General features: G+C 66.9%; 12 protein-coding genes. 8 read left to right on the forward strand and 4 right to left on the reverse strand.

The features are described 5' to 3' along the window. Nucleotides 1-47: 47 nt before the first annotated feature. From prpE to EER27_RS16255, 4 genes are all read left to right on the forward strand, one after another. Entirely contained in the window at nucleotides 48-1,940 is a 1,893-nt protein-coding gene (gene prpE / locus EER27_RS16240; RefSeq protein ID WP_123089191.1) for a propionate--CoA ligase, read from the forward strand. Nucleotides 1,941-2,064: 124 nt separating this feature from the next. Next, entirely contained in the window at nucleotides 2,065-2,955 is an 891-nt protein-coding gene (gene prpB / locus EER27_RS16245) for a methylisocitrate lyase (protein WP_123089192.1), read from the forward strand. A 178-nt stretch (nucleotides 2,956-3,133) separates the two neighbouring features. Continuing rightward, a complete protein-coding gene (gene prpC, locus EER27_RS16250) occupies nucleotides 3,134-4,288 on the forward strand; it encodes a bifunctional 2-methylcitrate synthase/citrate synthase (RefSeq protein WP_123089193.1) in 1,155 nt (384 codons plus the stop codon). A gap of 295 nt (nucleotides 4,289-4,583) precedes the next feature. Beyond that, nucleotides 4,584-5,066 carry a hypothetical protein gene (locus EER27_RS16255; RefSeq protein WP_123089194.1) on the forward strand — a complete coding sequence of 161 codons (483 nt, stop codon included), beginning with the start codon at nucleotides 4,584-4,586 and terminating at the stop codon, nucleotides 5,064-5,066. A 41-nt stretch (nucleotides 5,067-5,107) separates the two neighbouring features. Here the strand turns inward: EER27_RS16255 and EER27_RS16260 are convergent, their stop codons facing one another. From EER27_RS16260 to EER27_RS16270, 3 genes are all read right to left on the reverse strand, one after another. Further along, nucleotides 5,108-5,719 (reverse strand): glutathione binding-like protein, encoded by a 612-nt coding sequence (locus EER27_RS16260; RefSeq protein ID WP_123089195.1) that lies wholly within the window; start codon nucleotides 5,717-5,719, stop codon nucleotides 5,108-5,110. A 122-nt stretch (nucleotides 5,720-5,841) separates the two neighbouring features. Next, nucleotides 5,842-6,300, reverse strand: coding sequence for a cell wall hydrolase (locus EER27_RS16265; RefSeq protein WP_123089196.1), 459 nt, complete (start codon nucleotides 6,298-6,300; stop codon nucleotides 5,842-5,844). Nucleotides 6,301-6,665: 365 nt separating this feature from the next. Beyond that, nucleotides 6,666-8,705 carry an oxidoreductase gene (locus EER27_RS16270; protein ID WP_425480858.1) on the reverse strand — a complete coding sequence of 680 codons (2,040 nt, stop codon included), beginning with the start codon at nucleotides 8,703-8,705 and terminating at the stop codon, nucleotides 6,666-6,668. 680 nt (nucleotides 8,706-9,385) lie between these two features. Here EER27_RS16270 and acnD point away from each other — a divergent pair. Then, complete coding sequence (gene acnD / locus EER27_RS16275; protein ID WP_123089198.1) at nucleotides 9,386-11,983, forward strand: Fe/S-dependent 2-methylisocitrate dehydratase AcnD; 2,598 nt, start codon at nucleotides 9,386-9,388, stop codon at nucleotides 11,981-11,983. Nucleotides 11,984-12,139: 156 nt separating this feature from the next. Then, nucleotides 12,140-13,327 (forward strand): 2-methylaconitate cis-trans isomerase PrpF, encoded by a 1,188-nt coding sequence (prpF, locus tag EER27_RS16280; protein ID WP_123089199.1) that lies wholly within the window; start codon nucleotides 12,140-12,142, stop codon nucleotides 13,325-13,327. A gap of 93 nt (nucleotides 13,328-13,420) precedes the next feature. On the opposite strand, the gene EER27_RS16285 is transcribed toward prpF, so the two are convergent. Next, nucleotides 13,421-14,212 (reverse strand): DODA-type extradiol aromatic ring-opening family dioxygenase, encoded by a 792-nt coding sequence (locus EER27_RS16285; RefSeq protein WP_123089200.1) that lies wholly within the window; start codon nucleotides 14,210-14,212, stop codon nucleotides 13,421-13,423. A 270-nt stretch (nucleotides 14,213-14,482) separates the two neighbouring features. Between EER27_RS16285 and EER27_RS16290 the strand changes: the two genes are divergently transcribed. Further along, a complete protein-coding gene (locus tag EER27_RS16290; RefSeq protein WP_123089201.1) occupies nucleotides 14,483-15,598 on the forward strand; it encodes an OmpA family protein in 1,116 nt (371 codons plus the stop codon). A gap of 293 nt (nucleotides 15,599-15,891) precedes the next feature. Beyond that, nucleotides 15,892-16,980 carry an OmpA family protein gene (locus EER27_RS16295; protein WP_123089202.1) on the forward strand — a complete coding sequence of 363 codons (1,089 nt, stop codon included), beginning with the start codon at nucleotides 15,892-15,894 and terminating at the stop codon, nucleotides 16,978-16,980. Nucleotides 16,981-17,139 lie beyond the last annotated feature (159 nt).

Below are 17,139 nucleotides of genomic sequence, written 5' to 3' on the forward strand. Positions count from 1 at the left end.
TGCGGACTATGCTCGGATCCGTCGCCAGACACCCGGGAGGGCAATGCATGGAGTACGAGGACTTCCACCGACGCTCGATCGAGCAGCCCGAGGCGTTCTGGGCCGAGCAGGCGCAGGCCATCCATTGGCACAGGCAACCGGACCGGATCCTCGACGATTCCCATCCGCCATTCCGGCGCTGGTTCGTCGGGGGTTTGACCAACCTGTGCCACAACGCGATCGACCGCCATCTCGATGAGCGCGCCGAACAACTCGCGCTGGTCACGGTCTCGACCGAGACCAACCAGACGCGCGAGATCAGCTACCGCCAATTGCACCGCGAGGTGAACACCTTCGCGGCGGTGGTCCGATCGCTCGGCGTCGGCCGCGGCGATCGCGTCGTGATCTACATGCCGAACATGGCCGAGGCGGTGTTCGCGATGCTGGCCTGCGCGCGCATCGGCGCCATCCACTCGGTGGTGTTCGGAGGCTTTGCCGCACACAACCTCGCATTGCGTATCGACGACGCCGAACCGAAGCTGCTGATCTGCGCCGATGCCGGCATGCGCGGCGGCAAGGTCATCGCGTACAAGCCGCTGGTCGATGCGGCTTGCGCCGAGTCGGCGACGCCACCGCCCAAGGTGCTGGTGGTGGACCGTGGACTCGACCCGGACCACACGATGGTCCAAGGGCGCGATGTCGACTACGCGACACTGCGCGCGCAGCACGATGGCGCTCAGGTGGATGTCGAGTGGCTGGAGTCCAACGAGCCCAGCTACATCCTCTACACCTCCGGCACCACCGGAAAGCCCAAGGGCGTTCAGCGCGATGTGGGCGGCTATGCCGTCGCGCTGGCGATGTCGATGTGGTCGATCTACGACGTGCGTGCGGGCCAGGCGATGTTTGCCACGTCGGACGTGGGCTGGGCTGTCGGCCACAGCTACAACGTGTACGGGCCGTTGATCGCAGGGGCGACATCGATCCTTTACGAGGGCCTGCCCACCAGTCCCGACCCCGGCGTCTGGTGGCGGATCTGCGAGCGCTACGGCGTGCGCACGATGTTCACCGCACCCACCGCGATCCGCGTGCTCAAGAAGCAGGACGACACGTGGCTGAAGAAGCACGACCTGTCGGCATTGGAGTACCTGTTCATTGCCGGTGAGCCGCTCGACGAAACCACGTCGCAATGGATCACCGAGGGCATCGGCAAGACCATCATCGACAACTACTGGCAGACCGAGACCGGCTGGCCGGTGTTGGCGTTGATGCCGGGCATCGAGTTGAAGCCGGTGAAGTTCGGATCACCAGGATTGCCGACGCCGGGCTACAACCTTCGCGTGCTCGATGACCGCACCGGAGAGGACGTCGCGCCGGGCGAGAAGGGTGTGTTGGTAATCGTCCCGCCACTGCCGCCGGGGTTCATGACGACGATCTGGCGCGACGACGCGCGTTTCGTGTCCAGCTATTTCGGCCACTTCCCATCGCTGGTGTACAGCTCGCTGGATTGGGCGATCCGCGACGCGGACGGCTACACGTTCATCCTGGGTCGAACCGACGACGTCATCAACGTCGCCGGCCACCGCCTCGGCACGCGTGAGATCGAGGAGTCGTGCGCGGCCCACGCCAGCGTCGCCGAAGTCGCGGTGGTCGGTGTGCGCGACGAGCTCAAAGGGCAGGTGCCGGTCGTGTTCGCCACGCTCAAGCAGACCGGTCACGCCGAGAGCGCCGCACAGGCCGCCACGGGCATGCGGCAACAGGTGGTCGAGCGACTTGGCGCGGTTGCACGACCGGCACGCGTCTACGTACTCAACGCGTTGCCGAAGACGCGCTCGGGCAAGTTGCTGCGTCGTTCGATCCAGGCGCTCGCCGAGGATCGCGATCCGGGAGACCTGTCGACCCTCGACGATCCGGCCGCGCTGGACGAAGTCCGTCGCGCACTCGAGCGTGGCGCCGACGGCTGAGGCGTGGCACCGGCTCGTCCCACCGAGCTCGCCAGCGCGTGCCCGCGAGTCAGCCGAGCCGGACGCAACGGCCGACCTCCCCACCTCGGCTAGAATGGCGGCTTCGCATAGCTCAGGAGACGCCATGGCCCCGCAACCTTCCGCAGGCGCGCGTTTTCGCGCGGCCGTCGCCGAAGAACTTCCGCTGCAGGTGATGGGCGCCATCACCGCGTACGCCGGCCTGATGGCCAAGCGAGTGGGATACAAGGCGCTGTACCTTTCCGGTGGCGGCGTTGCCGCCAATTCGCTGGGCGTACCCGACCTTGGCATCAGCACGATGGAGGATGTCCTCACCGACGCCCGCCGCATCGTCGACGCCACCGGCATGCCGCTGCTGGTCGACATCGATACCGGTTGGGGCGGCGCGTTCAACATCGGCCGCACCATCAAGTCGTTCGAGCGCGTGGGCGTGGCCGCCGTGCACATGGAAGACCAGGTCGGACAGAAGCGCTGCGGGCACCGTCCCGGCAAGGAAGTGGTGACGAAGGACGAGATGGTCGATCGGATCAAGTCCGCCGTCGACGGGCGTACCGACGCAGGCTTCGTGATCATGGCCCGCACCGATGCGGCGGCCGTCGAAGGCGTCGATTCGGCGATCGAACGTGCCTGCGCCTACGTCGAAGCCGGCGCCGACATGATCTTCCCGGAAGCGATCCAGACGCTCGACGACTACCGCAAGTTCAAGCAGGCGGTGAAGGTGCCGATCCTGGCAAACCTGACCGAGTTCGGCTCCACCCCGTTTTTCACCACCGATGACCTGCGCGGCGCCGGTGTCGACATCGCGCTGTACTGCTGCGGTGCGTACCGCGCCATGAACAAGGCGGCGTTGAACTTCTACGAGACGGTGCGCCGCGAAGGCACGCAGAAGGGCATCGTCGACACGCTGCAGACGCGCGCCGACCTGTACGACTTCCTGGGCTATCACGCCTACGAGGACAAGCTCGACGAGCTGTTCGCGGGCGGCAGGAAGGACTGAGCCCGGGCGGCAGCGAGGCGGGCCAATGCGCCCACCGTGGCTGCCGCGCCTCCCGGCGAGATCGGCGACGCACCTGAGACGCCGATGCCGCCCGCGGAAGCCTTTTGACAACCGAAGCGGTACCCACCGCTTCCTGATATTTGACGGCGTGAGCCGTTGGTCCGAAACGGAGAGAACCATGAGCGACAACGCCAACCAGGTCCTGCCCAAGCCCAAGAAGTCGGTTGCGCTGAGCGGCACCGCCGCTGGCAACACCGCGCTGTGCACGGTGGGCCGCAGCGGCAACGACCTGCATTACCGTGGCTATGACATCCACGATCTCGCCACGAAGTCCTCGTTCGAGGAAGTCGCGCACCTGCTGGTGCATGGCGCGCTGCCGACGCAATCGCAGCTCGATGCCTACAAGACCAAGCTCAAGCGCCTGCGCGGCCTGCCGGTGATCGTGGCCGAGGCGCTCGAACTGGTGCCGGCCAACGCGCATCCGATGGACGTGCTGCGTACCGGTTGTTCGGTGCTGGGCACGGTGCTGCCCGAGCGCGACGGTCACCCGTCTTCCGAGGCGCGTGACATCGCCGACAAGCTGATCGCCAGCTTCGGGTCGATGTTGCTGTACTGGTGGCACTTCACGCGCAACGGTCGTCGCATCGACGTGGAGACCGACGACGACAACGTCGCCGCACACTTCCTGCACCTGCTGCACGGCGAGCCGCCGAGCGCGTTGCACGCCGACGCGCTGGACAAGTCGCTGGTGCTGTATGCCGAGCACGAGTTCAATGCCAGCACGTTCACCGCGCGCGTGATCGCCGGCACCGGTTCCGACCTGCACTCCTGCCTCACCGGTGCGATCGGTGCGCTGCGCGGCCCGAAGCATGGCGGCGCCAACGAAGTGGCGATGGACATCATCTCGCGCTACGGCACCGCGGACGAAGCGGAAGCCGATATCCGCGCGCGCATGGAGCGCAAGGAAATCGTGATCGGCTTCGGCCACCCGGTGTACACCATCGGCGATCCGCGCAATCCGATCATCAAGGAGATCTCGCGCAAGCTGTGCAAGGACGGCGGCAACCAGACGCTGTTCGATGTCAGCGAGCGCATCGAAAACCTGATGATGGATACCAAGAAGATGTTCCCGAACCTGGATTGGTACAGCGCGTCGGCGTACCACATGATGGGCATCCCGACTCCGATGTTCACTCCGCTGTTCGTGATCGCTCGCACCACCGGTTGGAGCGCGCACGTGATCGAGCAGCGCGAGGACGGAAAGATCATCCGCCCGAGCGCCAACTACACCGGTCCGGAAGATCGCGAGTACGTGTCGATCGACAAGCGCTGACCGCGTCGGCCGGCCCGGTCACACCGGGCCGGCCGCGTCACGCCGAGTGAATAGGCAGGGGCCGCGCGTTGCGCGGCCTTCTGCTTTCCGGGGCGCTGACGATGTGCCGCCTGTCGGGTGCTCGGTCCGGACGGACCGCCCGCGCCGCGTTCGGCGCGTCCATTGGTCGAATGGGAGGCATGGCGCACACGATTTGCCGCCACGGGGTGCGATATTTGGGACGGCGCCGCCGCCGGGATGCGCGTTCGGAGACGTTCCCGGTGCAAGCCAGTCGTTCCAGGCCCGAGGGGGAGCCATGCGCGATGACGAGTTGCCGCACAAGACCGACGCCGGTCGAGAAGAAATCCGCAAACGGACGCTGAAACTGCCCAACGCGTTGCGGGCGGTTCTGCTGCTGGTCGATGGGCAACGTAGCGTCGCCCAGTTGCGCGGTGTCGTCGCCGGGCTGCACGGACCGGCCAATGCGCTCGACCAGTTGCTGGCGGCCGGGCTGATCGCCCGCGGCGCCAACGCGGCAACCGAAGGCGCGAAGCCCGTGCCCGCCGTGGCTTCGGACGAGGCCAGCCGCTACGGCATCCTTTACACCCTGATGTCGGAGACGGTGCGCCAGCATCTCGGGCTGCGCGGCTACTTCCTGCAGCTCAGGATCGAGCGCTGTGTCGACGTCGCGGGTTTGATGGCGCTGATGGGCGATCTCAAGATCGCGCTGGCCAAGGCGCATGGCACCGATTTCGCGGAGGAATCCGACGAGCACCTGCGCTCGGTGGCGTCGGCGTAACCGGTCGAGGCGCGATCGGCGCGCCCCGGCCGTTCCATCACTCAGGTCAACCCTTCGGCCTTCAACGCGGCCTGTACGCCGGCATCGGCGGCCATGCGCTGCTTGAACGCGGTCAGGTTGTCCAGACCGCCCAGGTCCAGACCCACCCCATCGGCCCAGCGCAACGTGATGTAGAAGTAGGGGTCGGCGAAGCTGCGGAAGCCGGCGAGCCATTCCCGGCCCTCGAGCTGGCGATCGGCACGTTCGAACAGCTTGCGCAGCTGGGCGAGTGCCGCCTGCTTGACCGCCTCGTGCTGGTCGGCGTCGGCGATGTAGACGGCCGGGGCGAACAGCGGCCGGAATGCCGGGTGCAGGTCGGAGTTCACGAACGCAAGCCAGCGGGTCGCCTCGGCGCGCTGGCGCGCACTGCCGTCGCCGGCGAGACCGGCTTGCGGGTAGGTGTCGGCGATGTAGCCCAGGATCGCGGCGTTCTGGGTCAGCGTGAAGTCGCCATCGACGATCGCCGGTACCGAGCCGGCCGGATTGATCGCCAGGAAGGGCGACGCCTTCAGCGACTCCTTGCTCATCACTTCGATCTCGAACGGCTGCCCGGTCCACTGCAACGCGATGTGGTCGGCCGTCGAGCAGGCGCCCGGCTTGGTGTAGAGCTTCATGCGGTGTCTCCAGATGGAATCGGGTCGGCGACTATCGCCGTCCCACCGCACATGCTCAACGCCTCAGGCGCAACGCTGCGTCACGGCAGCCCCGCCTTGTGCGGGCCACCGCGGGTCACGGATTACGACTTGCGCGGCTTCAGCGATTGCACCTTCAGAAAGGTGTGGTCGCCGATCGTCGCCACCTGGTACGCGTTGCGCCAGGAGGGATTGGCGATCGCGTGCGCCATGAAATGACTGGCGCCGGGGACGATTTCCTTTCGCTCGCCGGGCGGTAGCGCCCAGTTGCGTTCGGCTTCGAGCGCGATCGTCACCGACTCCGCCCACGCCTCGGAATTGCTCAGGCGGGTCGACGGCGGCACCAGGGTCGGCGCGAACTGCTTGCGGGCCGTGACGACGTCGCAGACGGTGTCGCCCCACAGCCCGCTGTCACGGCGGCGCAAGGCCACCTCGGCGACTGCCTGCTGGCCACGCACCGACTGGTCGCGGGCCTCGAGGTACACGGTGGTGCTCAGGCACAACGAATCTGCTGTCTGCGGCGGCAATACCGAAGCCAACCACATGATCCATGCCAACTTCATACGTACTCCTTGCTCCGTTGCGCCAGACCGCACTTCAGCGTCCGTCCCTCGCGGGGCGGTTACTACGGTGCGAACCGGCATGGCGTACTGGGGAGGGCGGCGGGCTCTCTGGCGCGCTTTGCCCTGGCGTCGACCCATGCAGACGGCATGGGCGACGAGGGAGGCCGCAAGGTGGGCGGCCGGAAAAGTTGGCGCACGGTAGCCGCGGCTTCCTAAACGCGGCGTGAATGCCTGGTTGTCGTGTCACCGCAGCAAGGGCGAAAACGCCGGGCTTGCCCGGTGTCGAACGCCCCCGTCTGCGGCTATTCAGGGGGCTTTTGGGACCCTCGCACCCATTTATCCAGGGTTTTCAGGCCCGCTGGGCCTCAAAATCCGGCGGCGAGGCGGCTTCCCTGCGCTATTGCGCGCTTGGCGTCAAGTTCCGCTGCAACGTCGGCGCCGCCGATCACGTGCACCCGTTGGCCGGCGGCGGCAAGTTCCGCGGCGAGCGGCTTGAAGGGCTCCTGACCGGCACAGATCACGACGTGGTCAACCGGCAGCACCTGTTCGGAACCGTCGACACGGACGTGCAGACCGGCGTCGTCGACACCCAGGTATTCGACGCCGCCCAGCATGCGCACCTTCATGGCCTTGAGCGTGGCGCGATGGATCCAACCGGTGGTCTTGCCCAGTCGGGCGCCGGGCTTGCCGGGGCTGCGCTGCAGCAGCCACACCTCGCGCGCCGGCGCCACCGGCTGGGCCGGGGCAAGGCCGCCGGGCACGTCGGTGTAGCCCAGGTCGACGCCCCACTGGGCGCGCCAGCGCGCCGGGTCGGGTCCGCGCCGGGCCAGGTCGTCCGGGTCGTGGCGGTGCACCAGGAACTCCGCCACGTCGAACCCGATGCCGCCGGCGCCGATGATGGCCACCTTGCTGCCGGCGACCACGTCACCGCGCAGCACGTCCAGGTAGCCCACGACCTTGGGGTGATCATTGCCCGGGAAATCGACCGCGCGCGGCGCGATGCCGGTGGCCAGCACCACGTCGTCGAAGCCGGCCAGCGCCGCCGCATCAGCGCGCGTGCGCAGCCGCAGCGCAACGCCGGTCTTTTCGATCTGGCGTGCGAAATAGCGCAGGGTCTCGTGGAACTCCTCCTTGCCGGGGATCTGCTTGGCGACATTGAACTGTCCGCCGATCGCCTCGCCCGCTTCGAACAAAGTCACCTGGTGGCCCCGGCCGGCGGCGACCGTCGCGCAGGCCAATCCGGCCGGTCCGGCGCCCACCACGGCGATCCGCTTGGGCGCGCGGGTGGGTGCGTACGTGAGTTCGGTCTCGGCGCAGGCGCGCGGATTGACCAGGCAACTGGCGTGCTTGTTCTCGAAGACGTGGTCCAGGCAGGCCTGGTTGCAGCCGATGCAGGTGTTGATCTCGTCCGCGCGTGCGTCGCGTGCCTTGGCTACCCACGCCGGATCGGCCAGCAGCGGTCGCGCCATCGAGACCATGTCGGCGTCGCCGGCAGCCAGGATGCGCTCGGCCACGTCGGGCATGTTGATGCGGTTGGTGGTCACCAGCGGCAGGCCGACCTCGGGCCGCAGGCGCGCGGTGATGCCGGTGAACGCGCCGCGGGGCACCGAGGTGGCGATGGTCGGAATGCGCGCCTCGTGCCAGCCGATGCCGGTGTTGATCAACGTGGCGCCGGCGGCTTCGACCGCGCGCGCCTGCGCGACGACGTCCTGCCATCGGTTGCCGCCATCCACCAGGTCGAGCATCGACAGCCGGTAAATGATGATGAAGTCCTTGCCGCAGGCCTCGCGGATGCGGCGCACGATCTCGACAGCAAAGCGCATGCGTCGCGCGGGGTCGCCGCCGAACGCGTCGTCACGGTGGTTGGTGCGCGGCACGGTGAACTGGTTCAGCAGGTAGCCTTCCGAGCCCATCACTTCGACGCCGTCGTAGCCGGCATCGCGGGCCAACTGGGCGGTGCGCACAAACGCACGGATCTGCCGTTCGACGCCGCCGGCCGACAGCGCGCGCGGCGTGAACGGGTTGATCGGCGCCTTGATCCGCGATGGCGCGACCTGAAGTGGCTGGTAGCCATAGCGGCCCGCATGCAGGATCTGCAGGCAGATCCGGGAGCCATGCTGGTGCACCGCATTGGTGACCTGGCGGTGCTTGCCGACCTCCCAGCGCCAGCTCAGCTTGCCGCCGAACGGTTTGAGCCAGCCGACCACGTTCGGAGCGAAACCGCCGGTCACGATCAGTCCGACACCGCCTTGCGCACGCTCACCGAAGTAGGCCGCAAGTTTCGGGAAATCCGACGACTTGTCCTCCAGTCCGGTGTGCATCGAGCCCATCAGCACGCGGTTGGGCAGCGTGCAGAAGCCCAGGTCGAGCGGTTCGAACAGCTTCGGATACAGCGGGTGGGACACGGGCGCGGTTTGGGCGGCACGGGAGAGGCTGGCGGTCGTCATTCGAATACGCTGGCGTATGGAGGCGTGCACGATGAACCGAAAGCGGGCTGGGTTCAACCGGTCGGCGGTGGTGCATCGCCACTGAAGAACGCGGACGATCGTGCGCGCCGGGAGCACGCAGCCGGTTGCATGCGATGTCGACGACCGCATCGAGGCACGACGTGGTGCCGGCGGTGCTGGCATTGGTGCGGACCGGGGTGATGCCCTGGGAACCTGTACTGGCGAAGGGGCGCCGTGGCAGCGGCCGGCAGCCAGGCCGGCAGCGCTGCGCGCGCGGCGGATGGGCGCACGATGCGTTCGGTACCGGTGGGCATGGCGTGCTCGGGCGAGGGCTGGCGCACCGCCGACACACCATCGGGGCTTCACCGCCGTCGTCTGTTATCGGGTCCGTCGACATCGCGCCTGTCGTTGGGATCGGGCGTTCGTCTTTCGATGGTGTGGACGAATGCGCCGCGCCGCCGTCATGACCGAACGCCTGCACATCGGGCGGCGGCAGGAGAGCGAATGCGGGATAATCGGTGTCGCCGTGTCCTCGCGGCCTCAGCACCGTTCGCCCGCCTTGGCTTCCGAACCCGCACGACGGATGCCGCCTGCGCGCCTGCACCTCAGCCCACGCATGAGATTTCCCGCTGCCCGCCATGAACACTGACTATCGAAAGCCGCTTCCGGGCACTGCGCTCGACTACTTCGATGCACGTGCCGCCATCGAGGCGATCGCGCCCGGCGCGTACGACACGCTGCCCTACACCTCACGCGTGCATGCGGAAAACCTGGTGCGCCGCGCGCAGCCGGCGATGCTGACCGACTACCTGTCGCAGTTGATCGAACGCCGCAGCGACCTGGACTTTCCCTGGTTCCCGGCTCGCGTGGTGTGCCACGACATCCTCGGCCAGACCGCACTGGTCGACCTGGCCGGCCTGCGCGACGCCATCGCCGAGATGGGCGGCGACCCGGCGCAGGTCAATCCGGTGGTGCCGACGCAGTTGATCGTCGACCACTCGCTGGCAGTGGAGGCAGCGGGCTTCGACAAGCAGGCGTTCGCGAAGAACCGCGCCGTGGAAGACCGCCGCAACGAAGACCGCTTCCACTTCATCAACTGGACCAAGAAGGCGTTCAAGAACGTCGACGTGATTCCGCCCGGCAACGGCATCATGCATCAGATCAATCTGGAGCGGATGTCGCCGGTGGTGCATGCGCGCGACGACGTGGCGTTCCCCGACACGCTGGTGGGTACCGACAGCCACACGCCGCACGTTGATGCGCTGGGCGTGATCGCGATCGGCGTGGGTGGACTGGAAGCCGAGAGCGTCATGCTCGGCCGTGCATCGTGGATGCGTCTGCCGGACATCATCGGCGTGGAACTGACCGGCAAGCCTTCGCCCGGCATCACCGCCACCGACATCGTGCTCGCGCTGACCGAATTCCTGCGCCAGTCCAAGGTCGTTGGCGCGTACCTGGAGTTCCGTGGCGAAGGTGCGTCCGCACTGACGCTGGGCGATCGCGCCACCATCTCCAACATGGCACCCGAGTACGGCGCCACCGCGGCGATGTTCTTCATCGACGACAAGACCATCGATTACCTGCGCCTGACCGGCCGCGAAGACGCGCAGGTCAAGCTCGTGGAAACCTACGCCAGGCACACCGGCCTGTGGGCCGATGCACTGAAGACCGCGCAGTACGAGCGCACGTTGACGTTCGATCTGTCGAGCGTGGTGCGCAACATGGCCGGCCCGTCCAACCCGCACAAGCGCCTGCCGACCTCCGAGCTGGCCGCGCGCGGCATCGCCGGCGAATGGAAGGAAGAAGCCGGCCTGATGCCCGACGGCGCGGTGATCATCGCCGCCATCACCAGTTGCACCAACACCAGCAACCCGCGCAACGTGATCGCCGCAGGCCTGCTGGCGCGCAACGCCAACGCGCGCGGCCTGACCCGCAAGCCGTGGGTGAAGTCCTCGCTGGCGCCCGGCTCCAAGACCGTGCAGCTGTACCTGGAAGAAGCCAAGCTGTTGCCCGAACTGGAAAAGCTCGGCTTCGGCATCGTCGGCTTCGCCTGCACCACCTGCAACGGCATGAGCGGCGCGTTGGACCCGGCCATCCAGAAGGAAGTGATCGAGCGCGACCTGTACGCGACGGCGGTGTTGTCGGGCAACCGCAACTTCGACGGCCGCATCCATCCGTACGCGAAACAGGCCTTCCTCGCCTCGCCGCCACTGGTGGTCGCCTACGCGATCGCCGGCACCGTGCGATTCGACATCGAGAAGGACGTGCTCGGTATCGATGCCAGTGGCCAGCCGGTCATGCTCAAGGACATCTGGCCGAGCGACGAGGAGATCGACGCGATCGTCGCCAGCAGCGTGAAGCCGGAACAGTTCCGCGCGGTGTACGAGCCCATGTTCAAGTTCAGCGTCGAACACGGTGAGGCGATCAGCCCGTTGTACGACTGGCGCCCGCAGAGCACCTACATCCGTCGCCCGCCGTACTGGGAAGGCGCGCTGGCCGGCGAGCGCACGCTCTCCGGCATGCGTCCGCTGGCCGTGCTGGGCGACAACATCACCACCGACCACTTGTCGCCGTCGAACGCGATCATGCTGGCCAGTGCCGCCGGCGAGTACCTGGCCAAGATGGGCCTGCCGGAAGAGGACTTCAATTCCTACGCCACGCACCGCGGCGACCACCTCACCGCGCAGCGCGCCACGTTCGCCAACCCCAAGCTGCTCAACGAGATGGTTCGCGACGAGGCCGGCGGCGTGAAGCAGGGTTCGTTGGCGCGCATCGAGCCCGAGGGCCAGGTGACCCGCATGTGGGAAGCGATCGAGACCTACATGGATCGTCAGCAGCCGCTGATCATCATCGCAGGCGCCGACTACGGCCAGGGGTCGTCGCGTGACTGGGCGGCCAAGGGCGTGCGCCTGGCGGGTGTGGAGGCGATCGCTGCCGAAGGCTTCGAACGCATCCATCGCACCAACCTGATCGGCATGGGCGTGCTGCCCCTGGAGTTCCTGCCGGGCACCGATCGCAACTCGCTGGGCATCGACGGCACCGAGACGTACGACGTGCTGGGCGCACGCACGCCGCGCGCCACGCTCACCCTGATGATCCACCGCCGCAACGGTGAACGCGTGGATGTACCGGTGACCTGTCGCCTCGACACGGCCGAGGAAGTCTCGATCTACGAAGCCGGCGGCGTGCTGCAGCGCTTTGCCAACGACTTCCTCGAGGCGAACAAGGCGGCCTGAGTCGCCTCCGGCCCCTCTCCCGTTTGCGGAAGGGGGCGAGTCGCGCCGGATGAAGGGCCCCGCGGCGTTGTGGACGCGGGCCCTCGTTCAACACGTCGTCAACGGCACATTGGGTCGCCATCCGCGCGCCTTCCATCTTTCCACCGGACACCCACCATGACCCACGCACCCCAACGCCGCATCCCCGCCACCTACATGCGCGGCGGCACGTCGAAAGGCGTGTTCTTCAAGCTGGACGATCTGCCCGAGGCCGCGCGGGTGCCGGGCCCGGCGCGCGATACGCTGCTGATGCGCGTGATCGGTTCTCCCGACCCGTACGGCAAGCACACCGATGGCATGGGCGGTGCGACTTCCAGCACCAGCAAGTGCGTGATCCTGTCGAAGTCCGAGGTTCCCGAGCACGATGTCGACTACCTGTACGGGCAGGTCTCCATCGATACCGCCTTCGTGGACTGGAGCGGCAACTGCGGCAATCTCTCGTCCGCGGTGGGCCCGTTCGCTATCGCCAATGGCCTGATCGACCCCGCGCTCGTACCGCGCGACGGCATCGCCACGGTGCGCATCTGGCAGGCCAACATCGGGAAGACCATCGTCGCCCACGTGCCCGTCACCGACGGCCAGGTGCAGGAAACCGGTGACTTCGAACTCGATGGCGTGACGTTTCCCGCTGCCGAGATCCAGTTGGAATTCCTCGATCCGGCCGACGAGGGCGAAGGTGGCGGCGCGATGTTCCCGACCGGAAACCTGGTCGACGAGCTCGACGTACCGGGCGTGGGCGTGCTGAAGGCAACGCTGATCAACGCCGGCATCCCGACGATCTTTCTCAATGCGGCCGACCTGGGCTACACCGGCACCGAGCTGCAGGGCGCGATCAACGAAGACAAGGCCGCGCTGGCAAGATTCGAGACGATCCGCGCGCACGGAGCGGTACGGATGGGGCTGATCGCGAAGGTCGAAGACGCCGCCACGCGCCAGCACACTCCCAAGGTCGCCTTCGTCGCGCCGGCGACCGGCCACCTGTCGTCCAGCGGCAAGCCCATCGCTGCCGATGACGTCGACCTGCTGGTGCGCGCGCTGTCGATGGGCAAGCTCCATCACGCGATGATGGGCACGGCCGCCGTTGCCATTGGCACGGCCGCGTCGATCCCGGGCACGGTGGTGAACGCGGCCGCCGGTGGTGGCGCGCGCGAAGCGGTGCGCTTCGGGCACCCGTCGGGCACCCTGCGCGTCGGTGCACAGGCGGCGCAGGTCAACGGCCAGTGGACCGTCACCAAGGCCGTGATGAGCCGTAGCGCCCGCGTGCTGATGGAAGGCTGCGTGCGCGTTCCGGGCGATGCGATGTGATGGATTGCGGCGCGGCCTGACGTCAGGCCGCGCGGCCCCAGGTGTGGGCGCCGAAGAAGGCGACAGGCCTGCACTCAATCGAGCGCTGGCGCGTCAATCGAAAGCGAAGGCGTCCAGCGCGAGCGATCCGAACTCGTGAGAGCGGTGCAGCGTGCGTACTTCTGGCGTGTCGCCGGCAGCGCCCAGCGCGACGAACAGCGGCATCAGGTGCTCCACCGTCGGATGGGCGTGGCGGGCATGCGGGGCGCGCTGCTGCCAGTCGAGCAGGGCAGGCCAGTCGTGGGCGACCAGCATGGTGTGCATCCAGTCGCCGAATTCAGCCGCCCACGGCGCCAGGGGCGCCCCCTTGTGCTGCCAGTCGAGGTCGCCCAGGTTGTGGACGAAGCCGCCGGAGCCGATCACCAGCACGCCCTCGCCGCGCAGCGGTGCCAGGGCCTTGCCCAGGGCGTAGTGCTGGGCTGCCGTGCCATGGGGCATCACCGACAGCGGCACCACCGGGATGTCGGCCTGCGGGTACATGCGCCGCAGTGGTACCCATACCCCGTGATCGATGCCGTGGTTGTCGCGCACCTTGGACGGCAGGCCGGCATCGGCCAGGCGCCGGACAATCTCTTCGGCCAGGTCCGGGTCGCCCGGGGCCGGGTATTGGAGCTGGTACAGCGGCTCGGGAAATCCACCGAAATCGTGAACGGTGTGCGGCTGGGCGTGGCCGCCGAGCATCGGCCGGTCGGTGGTGAAATGCGCCGACGCGACCACGATGGCCTTGGGCCACGGCAGTTGCGCGCCGAGGTTGTCGAGGAATCGCCCGGCCGGTGAATCCTCGATGGCCAGCATCGGTGAGCCGTGCGAGATGAACAGGGTCGGCAGGTGCACAGGGATGTCCATACCCCAAGGGTGGGCCGGTCGCGACGGATTTCCAAGCGACGGGCTCAGTCCGGAGCGTTCCGGGTGGGGCACCAATCGGCCGGGTGGGAAGTGAAGTCCGCTCCAGTTCTTCGCGCTACCACGATCTTCCGCGCGAATGTTAGGTCGCCGTTAACACGCCTTTCACATTGCCGAACCTAATCTTCGCCGGCGCCATTTGGCGACCGTCACGTACGGTTGGAACTCCGCTCTAGCGGTTTCCGAAATTCGAATGAACATGGAGAAGCTCGAATGAATAAGAAACTCCTTTGCGCCGCCCTGTTGGGTGGTCTTGCGATGGCTCAGTCCGCAAGCGCCCAGGATTTTGACGATCGCTGGTACATCACCGGTTCGGTTGGCATGAACATCCAGGACAACCAGCGCGGCACGCGCAATGCCCCGTTCGCCGCTCTCGGCGTCGGCAAGTTCCTCAACCGCAACTGGTCGATCGACGGTGAGCTGAACTACCAGAACCCCAACGGCGACGACAACCAGAATCTCAACTGGAGCCAGTACGGCGTGTCGATCGACGTGCGTCGCCACTTCATCAGCGACGGCCGTTCCTGGAACCCGTACCTGCTGATGGGCCTGGGTTACCAGCGCCACGAGGAAGAGTTCGACGCGTTCCCGAATCCGGTTTCGCCGGGCGAGCGTGAAGGCGGCGACGTCGCCGGCAAGCTGGGCGTCGGCCTGCAGGGCGACATGGGTCGCGTCAAGATCCGCACCGAGCTGGCCTACCGCATCGACGCGGACAACGACAGCGTCGGCGCGTTCCTGAACGACGATCTGCCGCGCGATGACGGCGAAGACTGGTTCGGCGACGTGCTGGCTTCGGTCGGCGTCGTGATCCCGCTGGGTCCGGAAGCCCAGACCCCGGTCGGCCCGGCTCCGGTCGCGGCCAACTGCGCGGACATGGACGACGACGGCGACGGCGTCAACAACTGCAACGACAAGTGCCCGGGTTCGCAGTCGGGTCAGACGATCGGTCCGGACGGTTGCCCGGTTCCGGTGTCGATCGACCTGAAGGGCGTGAACTTCGACTTCGACAAGTCGACGCTGCGTCCGGACGCGGTTGCCATCCTCAACGAGGCGATCGAGATCCTGAAGCGTTACCCGGAGCTGAAGGTCGAAGTGGCCGGTCACACCGACTCGAAGGGCACCGACGCGTACAACCAGGCCCTGTCGGAGCGTCGCTCGCGCGCCGTGTACGACTACCTGACCAGCAATGGCGTTGACGCCTCGCGTCTGGCCGGTCCGAACGGTTACGGCGAGAGCCGTCCGATCGCGCCGAACCAGAACGAAGACGGTTCGGACAACCCGGAAGGCCGTGCGCGCAACCGCCGCACCGAGCTGAACGTCCAGAACTAAGCGTCAGTTGCGGGTTTTCTGAAACCCGCAGGCAGTAACTCGAAGCCCGGCCCAGTGCCGGGCTTCGTATTTGTGCGGTCCCTGGGGAGGTCGATAAACCCGGGGTGGAAGGGTTTGGGTGGGCTGGCGTCAGCCAACGTTAAGATGTATTAACAAAGTGGTTGAGCGTGTATGATCCCCCGGCCAGTGACCGCGGCGCCGGCTTGCCTGTGTCCAACGCGTCCCTGCAATGTGGTGCGCCGTGTGTTAACGCTTTTCCCCCGATTTCGACCGACCTCTGAAGGAGTCTGATTATGAAGATCCGCTTGTTGAGCACCGCATTGCTGGCGGGCCTGGCCTTTGCTCAGTCGGCCAGCGCGCAGGATTTCGACGACCGCTGGTACGTTACCGGCTCGGTCGGCATGAACATCCAGGACAACGACCGTGGCACCCGTAATGCACCGTTTGTCGGCCTGGGCCTGGGCAAGTTCGTTTCCCAGAACTGGTCGATCGACGGTGAGCTGAACTATCAGAACCCGCACAACGACGCCAACCAGAACCTGAACTGGAGCCAGTACGGCATCTCGTTGGATGCGCGCCGCCACTTCATCACCGAAGGCCGTGGCTGGAACCCGTACGTGCTGATGGGCCTGGGCTACCAGCGCTCCGAGGAAGAGTTCGACGCGTTCCCGAACCCGGTTTCGCCGGGCGAGCGTGAAGACGGCAACCTCGCCGCCAAGGTCGGCGTCGGCCTGCAGACCGACCTCGGTCGCGTTGGCATGCGCACCGAGCTGGCCTACCGCGCCGATTTCGACGACACCAGCGTCCATGCTGTCGACGAAGACCACTTCGGTGACATCCTGGCTTCGGTCGGCGTCGTGATCCCGCTGGGTCCGGAAGCTTCGGCCCCGGCGCCGGCTGCTCCGGCCGCTGCCAACTGCGCGGACATGGACGACGACGGTGACGGCGTCAACAACTGCAACGACAAGTGCCCGGGTTCGCAGTCGGGTCAGACGATCGGTCCGGACGGTTGCCCGGTTCCCGTGACGATCGACCTGAAGGGCGTGAACTTCGACTTCGACAAGTCGACGCTGCGTCCGGACGCGATTGCCATCCTCAACGAGGCGATCGAGATCCTGAAGCGTTACCCGGAGCTGAAGGTCGAAGTGGCCGGTCACACCGACTCGAAGGGCACCGACGCGTACAACCAGGCCCTGTCGGAGCGTCGCTCGCGCGCCGTGTACGACTACCTGACCAGCAATGGCGTTGACGCCTCGCGTCTGGCCGGTCCGAACGGTTACGGCGAGAGCCGTCCGATCGCGCCGAACCAGAACGACGACGGTTCGGACAATCCGGAAGGCCGTGCGCGCAACCGCCGCACCGAGCTGAACGTCCAGAACTAAGCGTCAGTTGCGGGCTGCTCGCAGCCCGTTGCAATCCTCGGAAGCCCGGCCTTGTGCCGGGCTTTCGTTTTTTGCGCGCGCGCGTCCCGTTCAGTCGCGTCTCGGTTGTCGGTTGTGGGGCCGGCGCCTACACTCGTTCTGTCTTGCCAGAGGATTCAC

This window comes from Montanilutibacter psychrotolerans, from assembly GCF_003719825.1.
Taxonomy (GTDB): domain Bacteria; phylum Pseudomonadota; class Gammaproteobacteria; order Xanthomonadales; family Xanthomonadaceae; genus Montanilutibacter; species Montanilutibacter psychrotolerans.

Bases quoted from the DNA above. Each gene is read 5' to 3' on its own strand.
- prpE (WP_123089191.1), top strand. From the start codon at position 48: ATGGAGTACGAGGACTTCCACCGACGCTCGATCGAGCAGCCCGAGGCG.
- prpB (WP_123089192.1), top strand. From the start codon at position 2,065: ATGGCCCCGCAACCTTCCGCAGGCGCGCGTTTTCGCGCGGCCGTCGCC.
- prpC (WP_123089193.1), top strand. From the start codon at position 3,134: ATGAGCGACAACGCCAACCAGGTCCTGCCCAAGCCCAAGAAGTCGGTT.
- EER27_RS16255 (WP_123089194.1), top strand. From the start codon at position 4,584: ATGCGCGATGACGAGTTGCCGCACAAGACCGACGCCGGTCGAGAAGAA.
- EER27_RS16260 (WP_123089195.1), bottom strand. From the start codon at position 5,719: ATGAAGCTCTACACCAAGCCGGGCGCCTGCTCGACGGCCGACCACATC.
- EER27_RS16265 (WP_123089196.1), bottom strand. From the start codon at position 6,300: ATGAAGTTGGCATGGATCATGTGGTTGGCTTCGGTATTGCCGCCGCAG.
- acnD (WP_123089198.1), top strand. From the start codon at position 9,386: ATGAACACTGACTATCGAAAGCCGCTTCCGGGCACTGCGCTCGACTAC.
- prpF (WP_123089199.1), top strand. From the start codon at position 12,140: ATGACCCACGCACCCCAACGCCGCATCCCCGCCACCTACATGCGCGGC.
- EER27_RS16285 (WP_123089200.1), bottom strand. From the start codon at position 14,212: ATGGACATCCCTGTGCACCTGCCGACCCTGTTCATCTCGCACGGCTCA.
- EER27_RS16290 (WP_123089201.1), top strand. From the start codon at position 14,483: ATGAATAAGAAACTCCTTTGCGCCGCCCTGTTGGGTGGTCTTGCGATG.
- EER27_RS16295 (WP_123089202.1), top strand. From the start codon at position 15,892: ATGAAGATCCGCTTGTTGAGCACCGCATTGCTGGCGGGCCTGGCCTTT.